This window comes from Streptomyces sp. 12E, from assembly GCF_055633275.1.
On record NZ_JBVNCJ010000001.1, the window covers coordinates 4,774,892 to 4,794,074 of the forward strand.

At 72.1% G+C, this 19,183-nt stretch carries 21 protein-coding genes; 13 read left to right on the forward strand and 8 right to left on the reverse strand.

Annotated features, from left to right (window positions below):
- The first annotated feature begins 4 nt into the window (after positions 1-4).
- A complete protein-coding gene (locus ACZ8ZB_RS22260; protein WP_470739421.1) occupies positions 5-637 on the forward strand; it encodes a DNA-3-methyladenine glycosylase I in 633 nt (210 codons plus the stop codon).
- Positions 638-674: 37 nt separating this feature from the next.
- Here ACZ8ZB_RS22260 and chcB read toward each other — a convergent pair whose 3' ends face one another.
- Positions 675-1,478, reverse strand: a complete 804-nt coding sequence (chcB, locus tag ACZ8ZB_RS22265) for a 2-cyclohexenylcarbonyl CoA isomerase (protein ID WP_470739422.1) — start codon at positions 1,476-1,478, stop codon at positions 675-677.
- Positions 1,479-1,857: 379 nt separating this feature from the next.
- Between chcB and ACZ8ZB_RS22270 the strand changes: the two genes are divergently transcribed.
- Positions 1,858-2,025: a DUF3117 domain-containing protein gene (locus ACZ8ZB_RS22270; RefSeq protein WP_003966491.1), complete on the forward strand. Its 168-nt coding sequence runs from the start codon at positions 1,858-1,860 to the stop codon at positions 2,023-2,025.
- Positions 2,026-2,124: 99 nt separating this feature from the next.
- On the opposite strand, the gene ACZ8ZB_RS22275 is transcribed toward ACZ8ZB_RS22270, so the two are convergent.
- Positions 2,125-2,865: an O-methyltransferase gene (locus ACZ8ZB_RS22275; RefSeq protein WP_470739423.1), complete on the reverse strand. Its 741-nt coding sequence runs from the start codon at positions 2,863-2,865 to the stop codon at positions 2,125-2,127.
- 234 nt (positions 2,866-3,099) lie between these two features.
- On the opposite strand from ACZ8ZB_RS22275, the gene sigE reads away from it, so the two are divergent.
- From sigE to ACZ8ZB_RS22300, 5 genes are all read left to right on the forward strand, one after another.
- The gene (gene sigE / locus ACZ8ZB_RS22280; RefSeq protein WP_381221215.1) at positions 3,100-3,759 is read left to right on the forward strand and encodes an RNA polymerase sigma factor SigE; all 660 of its coding nucleotides are present in this window, start codon (positions 3,100-3,102) and stop codon (positions 3,757-3,759) included.
- Positions 3,756-4,709, forward strand: coding sequence for an anti-sigma factor family protein (locus ACZ8ZB_RS22285; RefSeq protein ID WP_470739424.1), 954 nt, complete (start codon positions 3,756-3,758; stop codon positions 4,707-4,709). The genes sigE and ACZ8ZB_RS22285 overlap by 4 nt, the downstream gene beginning before the upstream one ends.
- Before the next feature lie 130 nt (positions 4,710-4,839).
- Positions 4,840-6,783 (forward strand): S1C family serine protease, encoded by a 1,944-nt coding sequence (locus ACZ8ZB_RS22290; RefSeq protein ID WP_470739425.1) that lies wholly within the window; start codon positions 4,840-4,842, stop codon positions 6,781-6,783.
- Between the two features lie 126 nt (positions 6,784-6,909).
- On the forward strand, positions 6,910-7,335 hold the full coding sequence (locus ACZ8ZB_RS22295; RefSeq protein WP_470739426.1) for a sec-independent translocase: 426 nt from the start codon (positions 6,910-6,912) through the stop codon (positions 7,333-7,335).
- Positions 7,336-7,560: 225 nt separating this feature from the next.
- Positions 7,561-8,235: a hypothetical protein gene (locus ACZ8ZB_RS22300; protein WP_470739427.1), complete on the forward strand. Its 675-nt coding sequence runs from the start codon at positions 7,561-7,563 to the stop codon at positions 8,233-8,235.
- A gap of 78 nt (positions 8,236-8,313) precedes the next feature.
- Here the strand turns inward: ACZ8ZB_RS22300 and ACZ8ZB_RS22305 are convergent, their stop codons facing one another.
- From ACZ8ZB_RS22305 to ACZ8ZB_RS22315, 3 genes are read right to left on the reverse strand one after another with little or no spacing between them, the layout of a single operon-like run.
- On the reverse strand, positions 8,314-9,447 hold the full coding sequence (locus tag ACZ8ZB_RS22305) for an Mrp/NBP35 family ATP-binding protein (protein ID WP_470739428.1): 1,134 nt from the start codon (positions 9,445-9,447) through the stop codon (positions 8,314-8,316).
- Positions 9,448-9,490: 43 nt separating this feature from the next.
- Positions 9,491-10,099, reverse strand: coding sequence for a DUF1003 domain-containing protein (locus tag ACZ8ZB_RS22310; RefSeq protein ID WP_470739429.1), 609 nt, complete (start codon positions 10,097-10,099; stop codon positions 9,491-9,493).
- A complete protein-coding gene (locus ACZ8ZB_RS22315) occupies positions 10,089-11,384 on the reverse strand; it encodes a magnesium transporter MgtE N-terminal domain-containing protein (protein WP_470739430.1) in 1,296 nt (431 codons plus the stop codon). The genes ACZ8ZB_RS22310 and ACZ8ZB_RS22315 overlap by 11 nt, the downstream gene beginning before the upstream one ends.
- Positions 11,385-11,598: 214 nt before the next feature.
- Here ACZ8ZB_RS22315 and ACZ8ZB_RS22320 point away from each other — a divergent pair, with 214 nt between their 5' ends.
- Positions 11,599-12,351 carry a hypothetical protein gene (locus ACZ8ZB_RS22320; protein WP_470739431.1) on the forward strand — a complete coding sequence of 251 codons (753 nt, stop codon included), beginning with the start codon at positions 11,599-11,601 and terminating at the stop codon, positions 12,349-12,351.
- On the opposite strand, the gene ACZ8ZB_RS22325 is transcribed toward ACZ8ZB_RS22320, so the two are convergent.
- Positions 12,348-12,863, reverse strand: a complete 516-nt coding sequence (locus ACZ8ZB_RS22325) for a hypothetical protein (protein ID WP_470739432.1) — start codon at positions 12,861-12,863, stop codon at positions 12,348-12,350. The genes ACZ8ZB_RS22320 and ACZ8ZB_RS22325 overlap by 4 nt on opposite strands.
- Before the next feature lie 23 nt (positions 12,864-12,886).
- Positions 12,887-14,008 (reverse strand): magnesium and cobalt transport protein CorA, encoded by a 1,122-nt coding sequence (locus ACZ8ZB_RS22330; RefSeq protein WP_470739433.1) that lies wholly within the window; start codon positions 14,006-14,008, stop codon positions 12,887-12,889.
- 497 nt (positions 14,009-14,505) lie between these two features.
- Here ACZ8ZB_RS22330 and ACZ8ZB_RS22335 point away from each other — a divergent pair, with 497 nt between their 5' ends.
- The 4 genes from ACZ8ZB_RS22335 (at position 14,506) to ACZ8ZB_RS22350 (ending at position 17,794) form a co-directional block, all read left to right on the forward strand.
- Positions 14,506-15,090 (forward strand): suppressor of fused domain protein, encoded by a 585-nt coding sequence (locus ACZ8ZB_RS22335; RefSeq protein WP_470739434.1) that lies wholly within the window; start codon positions 14,506-14,508, stop codon positions 15,088-15,090.
- Between the two features lie 429 nt (positions 15,091-15,519).
- Positions 15,520-16,161 carry a DUF6758 family protein gene (locus tag ACZ8ZB_RS22340; RefSeq protein ID WP_470739435.1) on the forward strand — a complete coding sequence of 214 codons (642 nt, stop codon included), beginning with the start codon at positions 15,520-15,522 and terminating at the stop codon, positions 16,159-16,161.
- 118 nt (positions 16,162-16,279) lie between these two features.
- Positions 16,280-17,137: a PHP domain-containing protein gene (locus ACZ8ZB_RS22345; RefSeq protein WP_470739436.1), complete on the forward strand. Its 858-nt coding sequence runs from the start codon at positions 16,280-16,282 to the stop codon at positions 17,135-17,137.
- A 51-nt stretch (positions 17,138-17,188) separates the two neighbouring features.
- The gene (locus ACZ8ZB_RS22350; RefSeq protein ID WP_470739437.1) at positions 17,189-17,794 is read left to right on the forward strand and encodes a MarC family protein; all 606 of its coding nucleotides are present in this window, start codon (positions 17,189-17,191) and stop codon (positions 17,792-17,794) included.
- Between the two features lie 109 nt (positions 17,795-17,903).
- Here ACZ8ZB_RS22350 and ACZ8ZB_RS22355 read toward each other — a convergent pair whose 3' ends face one another.
- Positions 17,904-18,056, reverse strand: a complete 153-nt coding sequence (locus ACZ8ZB_RS22355) for a hypothetical protein (protein WP_106979586.1) — start codon at positions 18,054-18,056, stop codon at positions 17,904-17,906.
- 218 nt (positions 18,057-18,274) lie between these two features.
- On the opposite strand from ACZ8ZB_RS22355, the gene ACZ8ZB_RS22360 reads away from it, so the two are divergent.
- Positions 18,275-19,177 (forward strand): NYN domain-containing protein, encoded by a 903-nt coding sequence (locus ACZ8ZB_RS22360; protein ID WP_470741557.1) that lies wholly within the window; start codon positions 18,275-18,277, stop codon positions 19,175-19,177.
- Positions 19,178-19,183 lie beyond the last annotated feature (6 nt).

Consider the following 19,183-nt stretch of genomic DNA (forward strand, 5'->3'; position numbering starts at 1 on the left):
AGCCGTGAGCGAGGAAGCAACCGCCCCCACCGGCCCGGACGGCCGTCCGCGCTGCCCCTGGGCGCTGTCCACGCCGGACTACGTGACGTACCACGACGAGGAGTGGGGCCGTCCGGTCCACGGCGACGACGCCCTCTTCGAGCGCCTCAGCCTGGAGGCGTTCCAGTCGGGCCTGTCCTGGATCACCATCCTGCGGCGCCGTCCCGGCTTCCGCGCCGCGTTCGCCGGCTTCGAGATCGCCAAGGTCGCGGAGTTCACCGACGCCGACCGCGAGCGCCTGCTGGCCGACCCGGGCATCATCCGCAACCGCGCCAAGATCGACGCGACCCTCGCCAACGCGCGGGAGCTGGCCGGGTGGGCGCCCGGCGACCTGGACGCCCTGATCTGGTCCCACGCTCCCGACCCGGCCGGCCGCCCGGCGCCGAAGACCCTCGCGGACGTGCCCGCGGTGACCCCGGAGTCGACGGCCCTGTCCAAGGCCCTGAAGAAACGGGGCCTGCGCTTCGTCGGCCCGACCACCGCGTACGCCCTGATGCAGGCCTGCGGCCTGGTCGACGACCACCTGGAGACATGCGTGGCGAGAAGCGCCCCTCCGGGGGCGCGGGGAACTGCGAGATCAACCACGACGAAGCCGTAGCCCCCGACGCAGCCGTGGCCCCGAGCTCACCGGAAGCTCACCGGCCCAGGTACCGAGGCTTCTCCTTGTTCACGAACGCCCGCACCGCGATCGCGTGGTCCTCGGAGGAGCCCGCCCGGGTCTGGAGCTCGTCCTCCTTCTCCAGGGCCTCCTCCAGCGAGTGGCTCAGCCCGTACGCCACGGACTCCTTCAGCGCCGCGTACGCCACCGTCGGGCCCTCGGCCAGCGCCCGCGCCGTCTTCTCCGCCTCCGCGCGCAGCTCCGCCGCCGGGACCAGCCGGTTGGCGATGCCCAGCTCGTACGCCTCCTGCGCGGAGACGCTGCGCGGGAAGAGCAGCAGGTCGGTGGCGCGCCCGGGGCCGACCACGCGCGGCAGCGTCCAGGAGATCCCGGAGTCCGCGCTCAGCGCGACCCCGGCGAACGAGGTGTTGAACGCCGCCGTGTCCGCGACGATCCGGTAGTCCGCGGCCAGCGCGAAGCCGAAGCCGGCTCCCGCGGCGACCCCGTTCACCGCCGCGACCACGGGCTTCGCGGCCCCGGCGATCGCCTTCACGATCGGGTTGTAGTGCTCGCGCACCGTGCTCATCGTCTGCCCCGAACCGGTCTCCCGGTCCTCGATCAGCAGCGCGACGTGCTCCTTGAGGTCCTGCCCGACGCAGAACGCCCGGTCCCCGGCCGCGGTCAGCAGAACGGCCCGTACGGCGTCGTCGTCCGCGGCGGACCGGACCGCGTCCCGGAGGGCGACCTTCGCCGCGACGTTCAGCGCGTTCATCGCCTCCGGGCGGTTGAGCGTGATCGTCGCGAGTCCGTCGCTCACCTCGTAGAGCACGGTGTCGGCCATGGTGTGTCCCTCCGTGTGACGGCTCGGGGCCTACCGGCCGGTACGCCCCGTCTGTCGGACAGCATGACGGAGATCACCGACGGTGGCGGGCGGCCGACGTGTGACCTGCGTCAAACAATTCCCGGCCGTTTCCGATCGCCGGGCGTGCGTGCGGCGGAGCAGTATCGCAGTCACATCGCCGAATTGAGTGGTTTTGCTCGCGTGCGTTGCCCAAGCGATGCCGACCGATGTTGGTCATCGGGTCCCGCCATGCGGGATAATGGCCTGGAAGCAATGTGTTCGATGCCGGTGGCGTGTGTCCTGCTTCGAGGACCGCAGGTGCCCTTCAGTGGGCCGTCGGCTTAGACGGTTGAGCTGGGTTTCAGGAAGGGGAACGAGCATGGCGGCCATGAAGCCGCGGACGGGTGATGGCCCGCTCGAGGTGACCAAGGAGGGGCGGGGCATCGTCATGCGCGTTCCGCTCGAAGGCGGCGGTCGGCTCGTCGTCGAGCTGACCCCGGACGAGGCCGACGCGCTCGGCGACGCCCTCAAGAAGGTCGTCGGCTGACGCGCAAGCGACCATACCCTTTCAGCCGCCCCGGCGCCGCACGAGGTGCCGGGGCGGCTGTTTCGCGTACGGGCTGAAGGGGCGGACCGGGTCCGCCGGTCACCGCTTGACGGCGCAGAGGAGTCCGTCCCCCACCGGCAGCAGCGACGACACCAGTTCCGTGCTCTCGCGCAGGGTCCGCACCAGCTCCCGCAGCCGCAGCACCTCCGTGGGCTGCGGTCCGGAGTCCACCGTGCGTCCGTTCGCGAAGACCCCTTCGAAGGCGACCAGGCCTCCCGGGCGCAGCAGGCGCAGCGATTCGGCGAGATAGTCCTGGTACTCCTGCCGGTCGCCGTCACAGAAGACCAGGTCGTAGCCGGCGTCCGCGAGACGGGGCAGGACGTCCAGCGCGCGGCCCGGGATGAAGCGGGCCCTGTTCCCGGCGAAACCGGCGTCGCGGAAGGCCTGGCGGGCGGACTGCTGGTGCTCGGGCTCCTGGTCGACCGTGGTCAGCACCCCGTCCGGTCGCATCCCGTGCAGCAGATGGATCCCGGAGACCCCGCAGCCGGTGCCGATCTCGGCGACCGCCTTGGCGTCCACGCTGGCGGCGAGCAGCCGCAGCGCCGCGCCCGTGCCGGGCGACACCGAGCGCAGCCCTGCGTCACGAGCCCGGTCACGGGCCCAGTGCAGCGCTTCGTCCTCGGCGACATAGGCGTCGGCGAACGCCCAGCTCGTCTGCCGGTTGGCGGTAATGACCCTCTCCTGTCCCCATGGGTGCCTGGGCGTGACTGTATCCGTTGGCGTCGGGAACCCGCAGATGGGACCGGTCGTTTGAAGGGATGGGCAGGAGGCGCGCGTCATGACGGGGGGCAGGCAGTGGACGAGGACGCCGAGCAAGTGCTGACGCAGCCGTACGAGCCGTGGCAGCCCAGATCAAATTCTCGTAAAACCGCTTATCCGGAGCTAACAGGCGAGGTGGCTATGGTAGGGGCTCCACTGGACACCACCAGAGCCGATAGGGGAGGTGCGGCTGCGCCTGTGGATCGCGGAGGGGCGCTGCGGCGCTTCCTCGGATCGGCGGGTAGGCCGAAATCCGTGAACGACACCGCTGCTGACCACGCCCGCGCCGGCGACCCGGCCCAGACCGCGACTTTCTCCACCGACGCGGACGGGCAGGCGTGGACTCCGCCCACCTGGGAGGAGATCGTCAGCATGCACAGCGGCCGGGTCTACCGGCTCGCCTACCGCCTCACCGGCAACCAGCACGACGCCGAGGACCTCACCCAGGAGGTCTTCGTCCGCGTCTTCCGCTCCCTGTCGACGTACACGCCGGGCACCTTCGAGGGCTGGCTGCACCGCATCACCACCAATCTCTTCCTGGACATGGTCCGCCGCAAGCAGCGCATCCGCTTCGACGCGCTCGGCGACGACGCGGCCGAGCGGCTGGCCAGCAAGGAGCCCACGCCCCAGCAGGTCTTCAACGACGCCCACTTCGACGCGGACGTCCAGCAGGCCCTCGACACGCTCGCCCCGGAGTTCCGCGCCGCCGTCGTCCTGTGCGACATCGAAGGACTGTCGTACGAGGAGATCGCGGCCACCCTGGGCGTCAAGCTCGGCACCGTCCGGTCCCGGATCCACCGCGGCCGTTCCCAGCTGCGCAAGGCCCTCGCGCACCGCTCGCCCAAGGCGCGCGCGGAGCGCCGCTCCTTCGTGCCGCGTGTTCCCGCACTGGGAGGAGGGGGCGCGAGCGCGTGAGCGGTTCACAGCCGAAGTCCTCCGAGGGGCACCTCGCAGAGCAGCACCTGGGAGACCGACTCTCCGCCCTGGTGGACGGGGAGCTCGGTCATGACGCGCGCGAGCGCGTACTGGCGCACGTGGCCACCTGCGCGAAGTGCAGGGCGGAGGTGGACGCGCAGCGCCGTCTGAAGGACGTGTTCGCCCAGGCGGCGCCCCCGCCGCCCTCCGAGAGCTTCCTGGCCCGTCTCCAAGGGCTGCCGGCCGGGGGCGACCTCGGCGACGGCGGCTCGCCGCTGGGCGGCGGAGGGCTGCCGGGCGGCACGCAGGGGCGGTTCGGCGGCTCCGGGGCCTTCGGGACCAGGCGGAGCGAGCGCTTCGAGTTCGCCTACGCGCCCGTCCGGCGGCACGGGGCCGCGCTGCCGGACGCCGCGGGCGGCCGGGGCCTCGTCGTCCACGGCGCCGGCCGTCACGAGACCGACCGGCCGTCCTCCCGCGGGCTGCGGTTCGCGTTCGTCGCCGCCGGGGCGGTGTCGCTGGCCGCGATCGCGCTCGGCGGGGTCACCGCGGGCATGCCCACCGACACGGAGACGCGCGGCGCGGGCAAGGGCAGCAACGTCACGCCGATGCGCACGCAGGGCACGGGCACGGCGGTGCCCGAGTCCCAGCGGCGTCGCGGCATGGGACCGCTGCTGGGCCAGATGACGGGCCAGAGCGCGTCCGCGGACACCCCGGTCGCCCCGACCGCGGTCTCCGCGCCGCTGCTGCCCGGGGTCCCGGCGCCGACGGAGCGCCACCCCGTGCCGGGCACGCCGCTGACGAGCGGCGCGACGGCCCTGTCCCCGCTGATACGACCGCTCACCTCGACCCCGCCGCTCACCCTGACCACGTGGGCCGCCCCCACCGGACTCAAGGACCCGGGCCTCGTCACCACGGGCGCGACGCCGGTCCCCACGCCGACATCCCGCTGAACCGTCCGGTGCGCAGGGGCGCGCGAACCTGGTTGAATCCAGGGGGCGCGCCCAGGCCCAGCCGGGGGCCGAGCCAGTAGTCTCGCGGCCACCGCCGTCGCGCGGTGCCGTGTCCAGCCGTGGGGAGAGCATGAACGAGGGGAAGCCGGGCCCACCGGGGGAGGAGCCGACCACGCGTCCCGAGGGACACGACGGCGACTTCGAACTGGCCCGCCCGGACCGCGCGCCGGCCGCCGGCGACGCCCGCCGGGGCGACTGCGAACTGGACCGCCCCCTGCGGTCCGAGGGCTCCGAGGACCGGCCCGTCGGTCCCGCGTCCGGCGCCGCCACGACCGCCTCCGGAACCCCGGAGTCCGTGGCGCCCGGTGTCCCTTCCGACGGGCCCGCCGGGTCCGTGTCTCCGGTCGTCCCGGCCCCCGCCGTGTCCGACGCCTCCGCGCCCCGGGCCGCCCCCGCACCCGTGGTCCCCGCCCCGCCGCCGACGGCTTTCGAGCCCTCCGCCCCCGAGCAGCGGAGGCCCCTGCACGACCCCGACCCCTACAGCACCCCGCCGTACGGTGAGCCGGGCCCCTGGGCGCCCGCCCCGCCCGTCCAGCACCCGGCGACGACATCCGCGCACGGCATGGCGCTCACGCCCCCTCCCACGGTCCAGGACGCGACACCGCACAGCACGCCCTCGACGCTTCCCCCGAGCCCGGGCACAGCCCTCCAGGGCCCGTCCGCGCCGCACGACGCCCCCACGGCCCCGGTCCCGACGCCCCCCGGCGCCCCCACCGCGGCGGACGCGGGGACGCACGGGGCTCCCCCCACGACCGTCGTCCCCGCGGGGGCGCCCCCGGACGGCCGGACGCCCCCGGCCCAGGACGCCCCGGCCGCCGACCCCTGGGGGCGTTACGACCCCTGGGCGGCGGCCGCCTCCGCCGCGCCCCTGCAGCAGACCGGGCAGGCCGTGACCGGCCGGAAGCGGCGCCGCGGCCGGGTGCTCGTCGGGGCCGCGCTGCTGCTCGCGCTCGTGTCCGGCGGCATCGGCGGGATCGTCGGCGCGTATCTGGAGCGCAACGGCGGCGTGGGCACCGTGGAGCTGCCGCAGGCCGGTGAGGAGGCGCCGGAGCGCGACCCCGGAAGCGTCGCCGGAATCGCCGCGCAGGCCCTGCCCAGCGTCGTCACCCTGCACGTCAGCGGCGCCGGCGAGGCCGGCACCGGTACCGGCTTCGTGCTCGACGAGCGCGGCCACATCCTCACCAACGACCACGTCGTCGGACCCGCCGGGGACGACGGCGAGATCACCGTCACCTTCCACAGCGGCGACACCGCCGAAGCCACCGTCGTGGGCCGGGACGGCGGCTACGACCTCGCCGTCGTGAAGGTGAAGGGCGTCAGCGGACTCACCCCCCTGCCCCTCGGCAACTCCGACAACGTGCGGGTCGGCGACCCCGTCGTCGCCATCGGCGCCCCCTTCGACCTGGCCGGCACCGTCACCTCCGGCATCATCAGCGCCAGGGAGCGGCCCATCACCGCCGGCGGCGAGAAGGGCGACGGCAGCGACGTGTCGTACGTCGACGCCCTGCAGACCGACGCGCCGATCAACCCCGGCAACTCCGGCGGCCCCCTGCTCGACGGCCGGGCCCGTGTGATCGGCATCAACTCGGCCATCCGCTCCGCCGACGGCGGCGCCGACCCGGACGCGGGTCGGGCCGGCTCCATAGGACTCGGCTTCGCCATCCCCATCAACCAGGGCAAGCGCGTCGCCGAGGAACTGATCAACACCGGGAAGGCCGCCCACCCGGTGATCGGCATCACCCTCGACATGGGGTACGACGGCGACGGCGCCCGCGTCGCCGCCAAGGGCGGCGACGGCGGCCCCCCGGTCAGCACCGACGGCCCCGGCGCCCGGGCCGGGATCAGGGCCGGCGACGTCATCACCGAGGTCGACGGCCGGCGCGTCCACTCCGGCGAGGAACTCATCGTCAAGACCCGTGCCCACCGCCCCGGCGACCGCCTCGAGCTCACCCTCGAGCGGGACGGCGAGGAGCGGACGGTCACCCTGACGCTCGGCTCCTCGGAAGGCGACTGAGGCGGATGAGGTCCGGGACGGTACCGGTCGCACGGGGCGGCCGGGTACCGTGGACCCGGCCCGGACCACGGAAGACCGCAGGCCGCCCCGAGGACCGAGGACCGAAGGCATCGCGAGGAGCTTCAGGTGTTCAATGACATAGGACCGCTCGAGCTGGTGACGCTCATCGTCCTCGCCGTGCTCGTCTTCGGTCCGGACAAGCTCCCCAAGGTCATCCAGGACGTGACGCGCACGATCCGGAAGATCCGTGACTTCTCGGAGAGCGCCAAGCAGGACATCCGGCAGGAGCTCGGCCCGGAGTTCAAGGACTTCGAGTTCGAGGACCTCAACCCCAAGACGTTCATCCGCAAGCAGCTGGACAACGACGACCTGGGGCTCAAGGAGATCCGCAACGGCTTCGACCTGAAGAAGGAGATGGCCGAGGTCGCGGACGTGGTCCGCGACACCGACCCGCCGTCGACTCCCTCCGCCGGCGGCCGCGTGGACATGACCAAGAAGCCCGAGACGTCGGCGGCCGACACCCGCCCGCCCTTCGACGCGGACGCCACCTGAGCCGGAGGCGCGGGAGCCGCACACCCCCGGGTACGTGACGCGTTTCATACTCCACCCGGGCCGCTCACGGCCCGATCAGGGCGTCCGCACAGCCCGTGCGCCCGGCGCTTTCCCGGCCTGTGGCGTCAAGGTGACTATGCTGCCGAGTTGTTGTGCGGGACGGACGAGTACGCCTGAAGGGGGGCGGGCCGCCCGGTCCGACGAGAGCGAGGAGGCGTCCGGGCAATGGAGACGACGAGTCGGGCAGTCGCGCAGGCGCCGGCCGCGGAGGACGGACAACCCGTCGCCTCCGCCCGGCGTGCGGCCGACGGCTACCTGCGTGCGCCCTTCCCCTGGTACGGCCTCGACGAGGCCTTCACGGGACCGCGCTGGCTGATGCAGGTCGGACTGGCGGCCGACGGGGCCGTCGCGCACGGATCGGTCGGGCACGGCGACGAGCCCTCGGTGCGCAGCGAGTACACGGCCGGGACCGACCAGGAGACCAAGGAGAGGTTCGCGGTCGTGGTGACCGTGGCCGCCACCCCGGTGCGCCGCAGCGCCGACGGCACCGGACTGCTGGAGGCCACCTCGGTCTCCTCCGCCGCCTGGCTCGCCGGGGTGGGACTGCTGTCCTTCACCTGGCCCGGCCAGATGGACCACTCTCTGCGTGACGACTGGCTGGAGCAGCAGACGGAGACGGCCTGGGTCCTCGCGGACGATCTGGAGAGCGAGGACTGGTCGACGCTGTCCCTGCCCGTGGACGGGGTGCCGACGCCCTTCCACTACCGGGAGTCCGAGTTCGGCTGGGTGCTCGCCGGTTCCACGCGGGAGGGCGTGCACGTGGGGGCGTACGGCAGGGGCATGAGCGCCTACGGCCTCGGCTTCGCCGTGGTGAAGGACATCGCCGCGTACGACGCCTGACCGGGGACGCCGGGACGACCGAGCGGGTACGCGGAAGGGCGCCGTCCACACGGACGGCGCCCTCGGGCACGGGAGGCCTCAGAACTTGTTGCGCGGGGTGATCCCCAGGGACATGCCCGACAGGCCCCGCTGCCGTCCGCCCAGCTTGCCGGCGATCGAGCGGAGCGCCGAGCCGGCCGGGGAGTCCGGGTCGGACAGCACCACGGGCTTGCCCTCGTCACCGCCCTCGCGCAGCCGGACGTCGATCGGGATGGCGCCGAGCACCGGCACGTTCGCACCGGTGGTGCGGGTCAGGCCGTCGGCGACCGTCTGTCCGCCGCCCGTGCCGAAGACGTCGACCATCTCGCCGCAGTGCGGGCAGGGCAGGCCGGACATGTTCTCGACCACGCCGACGATCTTCTGGTGCGTCTGCACGGCGATGGAGCCCGCCCGCTCGGCCACCTCGGCCGCCGCCTGCTGGGGCGTGGTGACGACGAGGATCTCGGCGTTCGGCACCAGCTGGGCGACGGAGATCGCGATGTCGCCCGTGCCGGGCGGCAGGTCGAGCAGCAGCACGTCCAGGTCGCCCCAGTACACGTCCGCCAGGAACTGCTGGAGCGCACGGTGCAGCATCGGGCCGCGCCACACCACCGGGGCGTTGCCCGGGGTGAACATGCCGATGGAGATGACCTTCACGCCGTGCGCCGACGGCGGCATGATCATGTTCTCGACCTGGGTGGGACGCCCGTCCGCGCCGAGCATGCGCGGCACCGAGTGGCCGTAGATGTCGGCGTCCACGACACCGACCTTCAGACCGTCGGCCGCCATCGCCGCCGCCAGGTTCACCGTCACCGAGGACTTGCCGACGCCGCCCTTGCCGGACGCCACCGCGTAGACCCGGGTCAGGCTGCCCGGCTTGGCGAAGGGCACCTCGCGCTCGGTCTGCCCGCCCCGCAGGGCGGTCGCCAGCTCCTTGCGCTGCTCGTCGCTCATCACGTCCAGCGTCACGTCGACCCGGGTGACGCCCCCGACCCGGGAGACCGCGTCCGTCACGCGCTGCGTGATGGTGTCCCGCATGGGGCAGCCGGAAACCGTCAGGTACACGGTGACCGCGACCGCACCGTCCGCACCGATCTCCACCGATTTGACCATCCCGAGCTCGGTGATGGGCCGGTTGATCTCGGGGTCGTTCACCGTCGCCAGTGCCTCGCGCACCGCGTCTTCCGTAGCCATGGGAACGATGGTACGGCTCCGGGTACACCCGCCGGTAAGGACGTCAGTGGTCGTCTGCGTCACGTCCCGGCGGGTGTTCCGCCCGCATCGCCGGGAAAGTGCCCTGGTGGTCCTTGTGGCCGTTCTGCCGCCCCTCCAGCTCCTTGACCATGTCCTGGAGCTCCGAGCGGATCCAGTCCCGGGTGGCCACCTCCCCGAGCCCGATCCTCAGGGCGGCGATCTCCCGGGTCAGGTACTCGGTGTCCGCGATCGACCGCTCGTTCTGCTTGCGGTCCTGCTCCAGGTTGACCCGGTCCCGGTCGTCCTGCCTGTTCTGCGCGAGCAGGATCAGCGGAGCCGCGTAGGAGGCCTGCAGGGAGAGCATCAGGGTCAGGAAGATGAACGGGTACTCGTCGAAGCGCAGCTCCTTCGGCGCGGACACGTTCCACACCACCCACAGGATGATGACGACCGTCATCCAGACGATGAACCGCCCGGTGCCCAGGAACCGCGCGATGCGCTCGGAAAGCCGTCCGAAGGCCTCCGGGTCCCACTCGGGCAGGATGCGGCGCCGAGGGGGGCGCGGCTGGTCCAGACGGGGCGCGCGCGGCCGGCCGGCGGCCGTGGCCCCCGCCGGCATGCGCTCGCGTCCGCCGTCGCGCTCAGGAGCCATCGGTCACCACTCCCTCGTCCTCGTCCCCGTCGAGGTGGAACTCGGTCTCCCGCCAGTCGTCGGGCAGCATGTGGTCCAGCACGTCGTCCACCGTCACCGCGCCCAGCAGCGACCCCGCCTCGTCGACCACGGGCGCCGCCACCATGTCGTACGTGGCGAAGAACCCGGCGACCACGGGCAGCGCCGCGTCCGGGTCCAGGGGCTGGAGGTCGTCGTCCAGGATCGAGCCGACCAGCGTGTACGGGGGGTCGCGCAGCAGGCGCTGGAAGTGGACCGTGCCCAGGTACTTGCCGGTGGGCGTCTCCTCGGGCGGGCGGCAGACGTAGACCTGCGCGGCGTGGGCGGGGGAGAGGTCCGGTTCGCGGATCCGGGCGAGGGCGTCCGCGACGGTCGCGTCGGGCCGCAGCACGATCGGCTCGGTCGTCATCAGACCGCCCGCCGTGTGTTCCTCGTACGACATCAGGCGCCGCATGTCGGCCGCGTCGGCGGGCTGCATCAGGCTCAGCAGCCGCTCCTTGTCCGCCTCGGGCAGCTCACCGAGCAGGTCGGCCGCGTCGTCGGGGTCCATGGCTTCCAGGACGTCGGCGGCGCGCTCCTCCTTCAGCTTGCCGAGGATCTCGATCTGGTCGTCCTCGGGCAGCTCCTCCAGCACGTCGGCGAGCCGGTCGTCGTCGAGGGCGGCGGCCACCTCCGCGCGCCGCTTGGGGGAGAGGTGGTGCAGCACGTTGGCGAGGTCGGCGGGGCGCAGCTGCTCGAAGGTGGCGAGCAGGTTCTCGGCGCCCTGCCCCTGCTCCTCCAGGGAGAACCCGGTGACCGCGGACCACTCGACGGTCAGCGTCTCGCCCTTGCCGCGCCGGAACGTGCCGCCCTTCCTGCCCTTGCGCACGAACACGCGGTCGATCTCCCACTCGCGGCGGTTCTGCAGCTGATGCACCGACAGGTCGAGGACGGTGACCTCCTCGCCGCTCTCCACGAGGGTCACCCGCCGGTCGAGCAGCTCGCCGAAGACGAGCCGCTCGGTGGGCCGCTGCTCGAAGCGCCGCACGTTGAGCACGCCGGTGGTGATGACCTGGCCGGACTGCACGGCGGTCACCCGGGTCATGGGCAGGAAGATGCGGCGGCGGGTGGAGAGTTCGACCACCAGGCCGAGCAGTCGCGGCGGACGCCGGCCGGGCCGCAGGATGACGACCAGGTCGCGCACGCGCCCCACCTGGTCGCCGGCCGGATCGAAGACGGCGACACCGGAGACGTGCGAGACGAAGAACCGGGGGGCGCCCCCTGCCATGGCCGCCGCTCCTTTCCGTGCGGGTGTTCTCGTCGCGGGTACCGCCTGCTGCGCTCGGTTTCCGGATGGCCCGCTCGGGTGGGCTTCAGGCTAGCCCGTAACGATCAGCCGTGCGTCGGCAGCCGGTCCGGGCGGACTGGCTCCGCCCGGCCCACCCGGCCCCGGTACCCTGCGGTACGCCGTTCAGGTCCCCCGTCAGAGAGGCAGCGCACCTGTGATTCCGATCTCCCAGGGCCGTTCCCGCAGGGCCGTGCTGGCCGGCGCCGTGTGCGCGCTGCTCGTGACGGGGACGGCGCTCACGGGATGCTCCGAGGATCCGAACGAGGGCACCAACGGTGTCGGCAGACTGTCCGCCGACCAGATCCGGAGCAGAGCCCAGAAGGCCGCCGAGTCGGTCGGCACCGTACGGCTGCACGGCACCGTGGTCACCAGCGGGCGCACGTACACGCTGGACATGCGGCTGAAGGAGCAGGGCGGCATCGGCTCGGTCACCACCGAGGGGGAGACGTTTCGCCTGCTGCGGGTCGACGACGAGCTGTACCTGAAGGCCGGTGCCGAGTTCTGGGGTCACGAGGACGGGGAGAAGGACGGCGAGGCGGACGCGGCGGCGGCCGGCAAGCTCGCCGAGAAGTACGTGAAGGTGCCGCAGGGCGATCCGTCGTACAAGAAGTTCGTCGGCTTCACGGAGAAGGACGTCCTCCTCGGCGGCCTGCTGACCCTGCACGGCGAACTGGCCACGGACGGCCACCACGAGCAGTCCGGCGTGCGCACCGTCCGCGTCACCGGCGACGAGGGCTCCGGCGGCACCCTGGACGTCTCGCTCGAGGGCAAGCCGTACCCGGTGCGGCTGGTGCGGGCCGGGAAGGCGGGCACCCTCACGTTCTCCTCCTGGGGCGCCGACTTCGAGCTGGAGGAACCGGCCGAGGACGAGACCCTCGACTACGGCAAGCAGCTCCCGACGTCCTAGGCCCGTCGCTTCCTCTTCTTGAGCAGCAGCCGGGGCAGTCCCGCCGGGACGGGGCGCCGGGTCGTCACCGGTGTCGGCAGGGGGGCCTCGGCCAGGGAGCCGTCGGGGAGCGGGGCCGTCGCCCCGGTCGGCTCCAGGCGCAGGACGCGGCACTCGCGGGCCCAGCGCCCGGTCATCGCCTCGCCGTCGGGCGCGTTGAGCCGCTTGCCCTTGAGCTCGGCGACCGCAGCCGCCCACTCCTCGGAGCCCGAAGGCAGTTCCACGACCGTCGCCGTCCAGGAGACCAGCCGGCCGCCCTTGTCCTTGCTGCGCACCGTCACCTCGGCGGACACGCCGTCGGCCAGCCCCGGCAGCGGCTGCTCCCCGGGCCCGTCGCCGACCACGCACGCGGCGCCCTCGTGCCACACGTGCCACAGCGCGCGGGCCGGGGCGCCGGGCCCCTTGACCCAGACGAGGCCGGACTTCTTCGTGGCCTCCTCGATGAGGGCCCGGTCGAGCAGCGCACGTGTCATGGGCCCAGCCTATCCAGGCGCCCTCACAGCCAGCCGTTGCGCTTCAGCGACCGGTGGATGCCCAGGCAGAGGGCCACCGTGACACCGAGGACCACCGGGTAGCCGTACTTCCAGTGGGTCTCCGGCATGTAGTCGAAGTTCATCCCGTAGACCCCGCACACCATCGTCGGCACGGCGATGATCGCGGCCCACGAGGTGATCTTCCGCATGTCCTCGTTCTGCGCCACGGACGCCTGGGCGAGGTTGGCCTGGAGGATGGAGTTCAGCAGTTCGTCGAAGCCGATGACCTGCTCCTGCACCCGGGCCAGGTGGTCGGCCACGTCCCGGAAGTACTTCTGGATGTCCGGGTCGACCAGCCGCATCGGCCGCTCGCTCAGCAGCTGCATCGGCCGCAGCAGGGGCGCCACGGCCCGCTTGAACTCCAGTACCTCGCGCTTGAGTTGGTAGATCCGTCCGGCGTCGGTGCCGCGCGGGGTGCCCTTGCGGCCCGGCGAGAAGACCTCCGTCTCGACCTCGTCGATGTCGTCCTGCACCGCGTCGGCCACCGCGATGTAGCCGTCCACCACGTGGTCGGCGATGGCGTGCAGCACCGCCGAGGGGCCTTTGGCCAGCAGCTCGGGGTCGTCCTGGAGCCGGCGCCGCAGGGCCCGCAGGGAGCCCTGCCCGCCGTGCCGGACCGTGATGAAGAAGTCCCGGCCGGTGAAGCACATCACCTCACCGGTCTCGACGACCTCGCTGTTGGCGGAGAGCTCGTCGTGGTCGAGGTAGTGGACGGTCTTGAAGACCGTGAACAGCGAGTCGTCGTAGCGCTCCAGCTTGGGCCGCTGATGGGCCTGGACGGCGTCCTCCACGGCCAGCGGGTGCAGCCCGAACTCCCGCGCGATCCCGGCGAATTCGGCCTCGTTCGGTTCGTGCAGGCCGATCCACACGAAACCTCCGTCGCGGCGCACCAGCCGCATCGCCTCGTGCGGGGTGAGCGGGCCGTCCTCGGCCTCCAGGCGGCGGCCGTCGCGGTAGACGGCGCAGTCGACGACGGCGGTGGTCGTCGCGGGGTCACGGGTGGTGTCGTACGGGCCGCTCTCCTTGCGCAGCGAGACACGGGAGGAGGGACGGACCACGGCGCGCAGGTCGCGGATCATCGACATGGCGGGCTCCTTCGCATACACGCGACGAAAGGCGCCGGAACGACGGGTGGAACAACCCGGAATGAGGACGTCCTGGACTGCGGATGTTTGGCGCGTCCACAAAGCGGGGAGCACCGCACCGTCGCGGTGGCGGGCTTCGTCGCTGATACAGCTACTGGGGCAGATCAGACAGAACGAAACGAAGTGCTCTTCCGATGAAGGCGCGCGGGTGAAAGGCGGGAGCCAGACAGGAGCAGCTGCATCAGCGGGCGGAAGAGCGGGTGCTACTGCACGGTCGACTTCGGTCCATGCCAGCCCCACCTCCTCCGGCCGGTCCCCCGTAAGGGACGGTCCACGATCCCCTCGGGGGATTCCCCCTCTGAACGGGGAGTGTCACACAGGCGTTCGGGACGATCGGACGCTTCTGCGTGCTGCCCGAACCACCGGCCAAGCGTATCAGCCGACTGGCGTGTCAAGGCTCTGCTTTGCCCGGTACTGACGAGTTCTATGCTCGCCGCATGGCTGATGTTCTTCCTCTGGTCGAAGCCCGGTTGCGTACGGCGCTGGGCGAGCCGGACGCCCGCGCGGCGGTCACCTTCCTGGGCACGGACCGTATCGAGGTGCTGCGCTTCCACGAGGGCGACATCGTGCGTTACGCCACCCTCGGCATGTCCGCGCAGCCCATGACCGACCCCACGGCGGTGATCGCGGACCCGGTCAAGGGTCCGCGTGTCGAGCTGGTGCTCTCCGTGCGCGGTGGTGTCGCCGACACCGACAAGGTGCTCCGTCCGCTCGCCGTGCTGGCCGCGTCCCCGCAGGTCGAGGGTGTGGTCGTGGCCCCCGGCGCCTCGCTCGACGTGGGTGAACCGCTGTGGCCCGGCGCCCCGTTCACCTCGGTGCTGGTCGCCGAGCCAGGCGGCCTGGTGGAGGACCTGGAGCTCGACGAGCCCCTGGATCCCGTACGGTTCCTGCCGCTGCTGCCGATGACCCCGAACGAGGCCGCCTGGAAGCGGGTGCACGGCGCCCAGGCCCTCCAGGAGCGCTGGTTGAACCAGGGCACGGACCTGCGGGATCCGTCCCGCAGGTCCACTCCTTTGGACTGACGCCAGTGGTCCGGACCCGCCACCGGGTGAAGAACGTGCGGTTCTGACATCCTCGCCCCGTCGCGCGGCGGCGAGTCCCGTCCGCCGGACCCGAGTGGTCACGGCTTCGGACGGGGCCTGCTCCATCGCGCGGTGCCGGGACTCCGGGCCGCGGTCTCACCGACGCTCCCGCGGGCGTTCCGAGCCTCCGCACGCCACCGTGCGTGGTGGCGGCGCCGGCACCAGGCGGAAGTCGTGGCGCAAGCCCACGGGCCCTCTCCCTGTGGGCGCACGGAATTACGGTGAGGGAACTGCTGTGCCCCTCTGTGAGAGGCAACGGCTGCCGAAGCGAGTGGTCACGCACGATTGTCCGGCCATTCCGAAAGACGCGTGCGCCGGACGGGTGATCGTCCTTGACGTGGCGCGGCCGGGGTAGGACCGTGGGGCTCTATGAGGGGCGAACCCAGTTGCCCGAAGTGCGGTGGCCGGGTCAGGGCTCCCGGCCTCTTCTCGGATGCCTGGCAGTGCGATGTGCACGGCACCGTGCACCCGCTGCAGCCCGTGATACCGCCGAGCGTCGAGGCCCTCGAAGTCGTCGTGCACCGCACGAAGGTGCCGGTGTGGATGCCGTGGCCGTTACCGGTGGGCTGGCTGTTCACGGGCGTGGCCAGCGCGGGCGACGACCGTGGCGGGGGCCGGGCGACCGCCGTCGCGTGCACCGGGCCGGGGCCGCTCGGCGGCATGGGCGAGCTCATCCTGGTCGCCGAGGAGCTGGGCGTGGGCCTCGGCGCGCGGTACGCGGGCATCGACGGCCCGGACCCGGGGCCGTACATGAACGTCGAGAAGCCGCCCCAGGCCAAGGTGCTGGCCGCCGGCCGCCCGACCCCGCTCTGGCACGTCGCCAAGACGCCGGACGACCGCGCCGTCTTCGCGGGCGAGGCGCTCGGGATGTGGCTGTGGGCGGTGGTGTGGCCGGAGCAGTCCGGGATGCTGATGTACGACGAACTGGTCCTCGCCGACCTGCGGGACGCGGGGGCCGAGGTGGAGCTGGTGCCCTGCGGCGCGCTGTCGCCGCGCCTGCTGGAGGTGTAGGCGCCGCCCAGCGGGCCGGTAGGGGGCGTACGGCGGTTTCGGGTGTGACAGGGGACGTGCGGGAATCCGGTTATCCTGGAGCGCCCCGTCCGTCCGTCACCGCTTGGAGTCATGCGTCGTGCGTATCGATCTGCACACCCACTCCACCGCGTCCGACGGTACGGACACGCCGGCCGATCTGGTCCGCAAGGCGTCCGCCGCCGGTCTCGACGTCATCGCGCTGACCGACCACGACACCACCCGCGGGCACGCCGAGGCGCTCTCCGCTCTCCCGGAGGGACTCACGCTGGTCCCCGGAGCGGAACTCTCCTGCCGGCTCGACGGCATCGGCATGCACATGCTGGCCTACCTCTTCGACCCCCGGGAGCCCGCTCTGCTCGCCGAGCGCGAGCTGGTCCGGGACGACCGGGTGCCGCGGGCCCAGAGCATGATCGCGAAGCTGAACGCGCTGGGCGTGCCGGTCACCTGGGAGCAGGTGGCGCGGATCGCCGGCGACGGCTCGGTGGGCCGCCCCCACGTGGCCAGCGCACTCGTCGAGCTGGGCGTCGTGCCCACCGTGAGCGACGCCTTCACCCATGACTGGCTGGCCGACGGCGGCCGGGCCTACACGGAGAAGCACGAGACCGACCCCTTCGAGGCCCTGCGGCTGGTCAAGAACGCGGGCGGGGTCGCCGTCTTCGCGCACCCCGCCGCCAGCAAGCGGGGCAGGACCGTGCCGGAGTCCGCGATCGCCGAGCTGGCCGAGGCCGGTCTCGACGGCATCGAGGTCGACCACATGGACCACGACCCGGAGACCCGGGCGCGGCTGCGCGGCCTCGCGAAGGAACTGGGACTCCTGGTGACCGGATCCAGCGACTACCACGGCAGCCGGAAGACCTGTTTCCTCGGCGAGTTCATGACGGATCCCGAGGTGTACGGCGAGATCACACGGCGCGCGACCGGGGCGTTCCCGGTGCCGGGAGCCGGCGGAGCCTGAGACTCCGCTCCTCCCCGCACCTTTCTTCATCCGTTCCTCAGCAAGGCTGTCATGCTCGACGTCGCCGTCTTCGGCTCTCTCTTCCTGACCCTTTTCGTCATCATGGATCCCCCTGGGGTCACCCCGATCTTCCTCGCCCTGACCGCCGGCCGGCCTGCGAAGATGCAGAAGCGGATGGCCTTCCAGGCCGTCTGCGTGGCCGGTGGTGTGATCACCGTCTTCGGGCTGCTCGGCCACCAGATCCTCGCCTACCTGCACGTGTCGGTGCCCGCGCTGATGATCGCGGGCGGGCTGCTGCTCCTGCTGATCGCGCTGGACCTGCTCACCGGCAAGACCGACGAGCCCCAGCAGACCAAGGACGTCAACGTCGCGCTGGTCCCGCTGGGCATGCCGCTGCTGGCGGGGCCCGGCGCGATCGTGTCGGTCATCCTCGCCGTGCAGAAGGCCGACGGCGTCACCGGGCAGGTCTCGGTGTGGTCGGCGATCCTCGCCATCCACGTCGTGCTGTGGCTGGTGATGCGGTACTCGCTGCTGATCATCCGGGTCATCAAGGACGGCGGCGTGGTGCTGGTGACGCGGCTGGCCGGCATGATGCTCTCCGCGATCGCCGTGCAGCAGATCATCAACGGCGTCACCCAGGTGATCCGGGGCGGCTGATCCCGGCGCCGTACGCCCGGGTGCCCCCGTACCGGCGTCGGTACGGGGGCACCCGGGCGTACGTGTGCGAGGGCCCGGCCCGTGTGGCCGGGGTCCCGCGTGCGGCGCGTTATGAGGCCGGTGTGTCGGCCGGGCGGATCCACAGGCGCTGTCCGATGGCGGCGGCCTGCTGGACGATGCGGTTGACGGAGGCGGCGTCCACGACGGTGGTGTCCACGGGTGTGCCGTCGACGTCGTCGAGTCGCATGATCTCGAAGCGCAAGGGGCTTCTCCCTTCGTCTGGTCATCCTCCTGGAGGAGAACTACTCGGTGGGGGCCACGGGCCGGCTGGACCCGTGTTCCATGAAGGGTTCAACGGGATGCGTGGTGCAAACATTCCCTACGCTAAGGAAATTTTTCGATCGGCTAAATACTGACCAGTAAGGGTTTCGAAGGAGACCGACCGGGACCGGTTGTGTTCGTAGCGTGACCACCGGAACAATGGAGTTGATGAACGAAGACCTCGCGGCTCTGCACGCCCGTATCGACCGCACCAACGAGCTGCTCCAGCGCATGCTCGCCGAAGTGGCGAAGACGCCCTCGACCCACGCCATCTTCGTCGACGCGGGCTATCTGTACGCCGCCGCGGGGCGCCTCGTGGCCGGGACGGAGGACCGCCGGGCCTTCGACCTCGACGCCGAGGGACTCATCGACGCGCTCATCGACCGCGCCCGCACCATCTTCGCGGACAGCAGGCTGCTGCGGGTCTACTGGTACGACGGCGCCAGACGCCGTATCCACACCGCCGAGCAGCAGTCCATCGCCGGACTCCCGGACGTCAAGGTCCGTCTCGGCAACCTCAACGCCAACAACCAGCAGAAGGGCGTCGACTCCCTGATCCGCAGCGACCTGGAGTCACTGGCCCGGCACCGCGCCATCAGCGACGCGGCCCTGCTCGGCGGCGACGAGGACCTCGTCTCGGCGGTCGAGGCGGCCCAGGGGTACGGCGCCCGGGTCCACCTCTGGGGCATCGAGGCGCCCGAGGGCCGCAACCAGGCCGAGCCGCTGCTCTGGGAGGTCGACAGCCAGCGCACGCTCGACCTGGACTTCTTCAAGCCGTACGTCTCCCGGCGCACGGCACCGCCGTACGAGCCCGCGACGGGCCGGCCCGCCCGCGAGGACGTCCGGTTCGTCGGCGCGCAGATCGCCGCGAAGTGGCTGGCCGCGCGGGGCCGGGACACTCTGGTGGAACTGCTTCCCGGCCACCCCTATCTGCCCGGATCCGTCGACCAGGACCTGCTGGTGGAGGCGGAGGGGCTGCTGCAGTACTCCCTGCGCGGCCAGGCGGACCTGCGCCGCGCCCTGCGCGACGGTTTCTGGGACCACTTGCAGACGCAGTACTGAGCGGTC

Coding starts and splice junctions, on each gene's coding strand:
- ACZ8ZB_RS22360 (WP_470741557.1), top strand. CDS start 18,275: ATGGAGTTGATGAACGAAGACCTCGCGGCTCTGCACGCCCGTATCGAC.
- ACZ8ZB_RS22335 (WP_470739434.1), top strand. CDS start 14,506: ATGGCTGATGTTCTTCCTCTGGTCGAAGCCCGGTTGCGTACGGCGCTG.
- chcB (WP_470739422.1), bottom strand. CDS start 1,478: ATGGCCGACACCGTGCTCTACGAGGTGAGCGACGGACTCGCGACGATC.
- ACZ8ZB_RS22350 (WP_470739437.1), top strand. CDS start 17,189: ATGCTCGACGTCGCCGTCTTCGGCTCTCTCTTCCTGACCCTTTTCGTC.
- ACZ8ZB_RS22290 (WP_470739425.1), top strand. CDS start 4,840: ATGAACGAGGGGAAGCCGGGCCCACCGGGGGAGGAGCCGACCACGCGT.
- ACZ8ZB_RS22270 (WP_003966491.1), top strand. CDS start 1,858: ATGGCGGCCATGAAGCCGCGGACGGGTGATGGCCCGCTCGAGGTGACC.
- ACZ8ZB_RS22340 (WP_470739435.1), top strand. CDS start 15,520: ATGAGGGGCGAACCCAGTTGCCCGAAGTGCGGTGGCCGGGTCAGGGCT.
- ACZ8ZB_RS22305 (WP_470739428.1), bottom strand. CDS start 9,447: ATGGCTACGGAAGACGCGGTGCGCGAGGCACTGGCGACGGTGAACGAC.
- ACZ8ZB_RS22310 (WP_470739429.1), bottom strand. CDS start 10,099: ATGGCTCCTGAGCGCGACGGCGGACGCGAGCGCATGCCGGCGGGGGCC.
- ACZ8ZB_RS22330 (WP_470739433.1), bottom strand. CDS start 14,008: ATGTCGATGATCCGCGACCTGCGCGCCGTGGTCCGTCCCTCCTCCCGT.
- ACZ8ZB_RS22300 (WP_470739427.1), top strand. CDS start 7,561: ATGGAGACGACGAGTCGGGCAGTCGCGCAGGCGCCGGCCGCGGAGGAC.
- ACZ8ZB_RS22315 (WP_470739430.1), bottom strand. CDS start 11,384: ATGGCAGGGGGCGCCCCCCGGTTCTTCGTCTCGCACGTCTCCGGTGTC.
- ACZ8ZB_RS22325 (WP_470739432.1), bottom strand. CDS start 12,863: ATGACACGTGCGCTGCTCGACCGGGCCCTCATCGAGGAGGCCACGAAG.
- ACZ8ZB_RS22275 (WP_470739423.1), bottom strand. CDS start 2,865: ATGACGCGCGCCTCCTGCCCATCCCTTCAAACGACCGGTCCCATCTGC.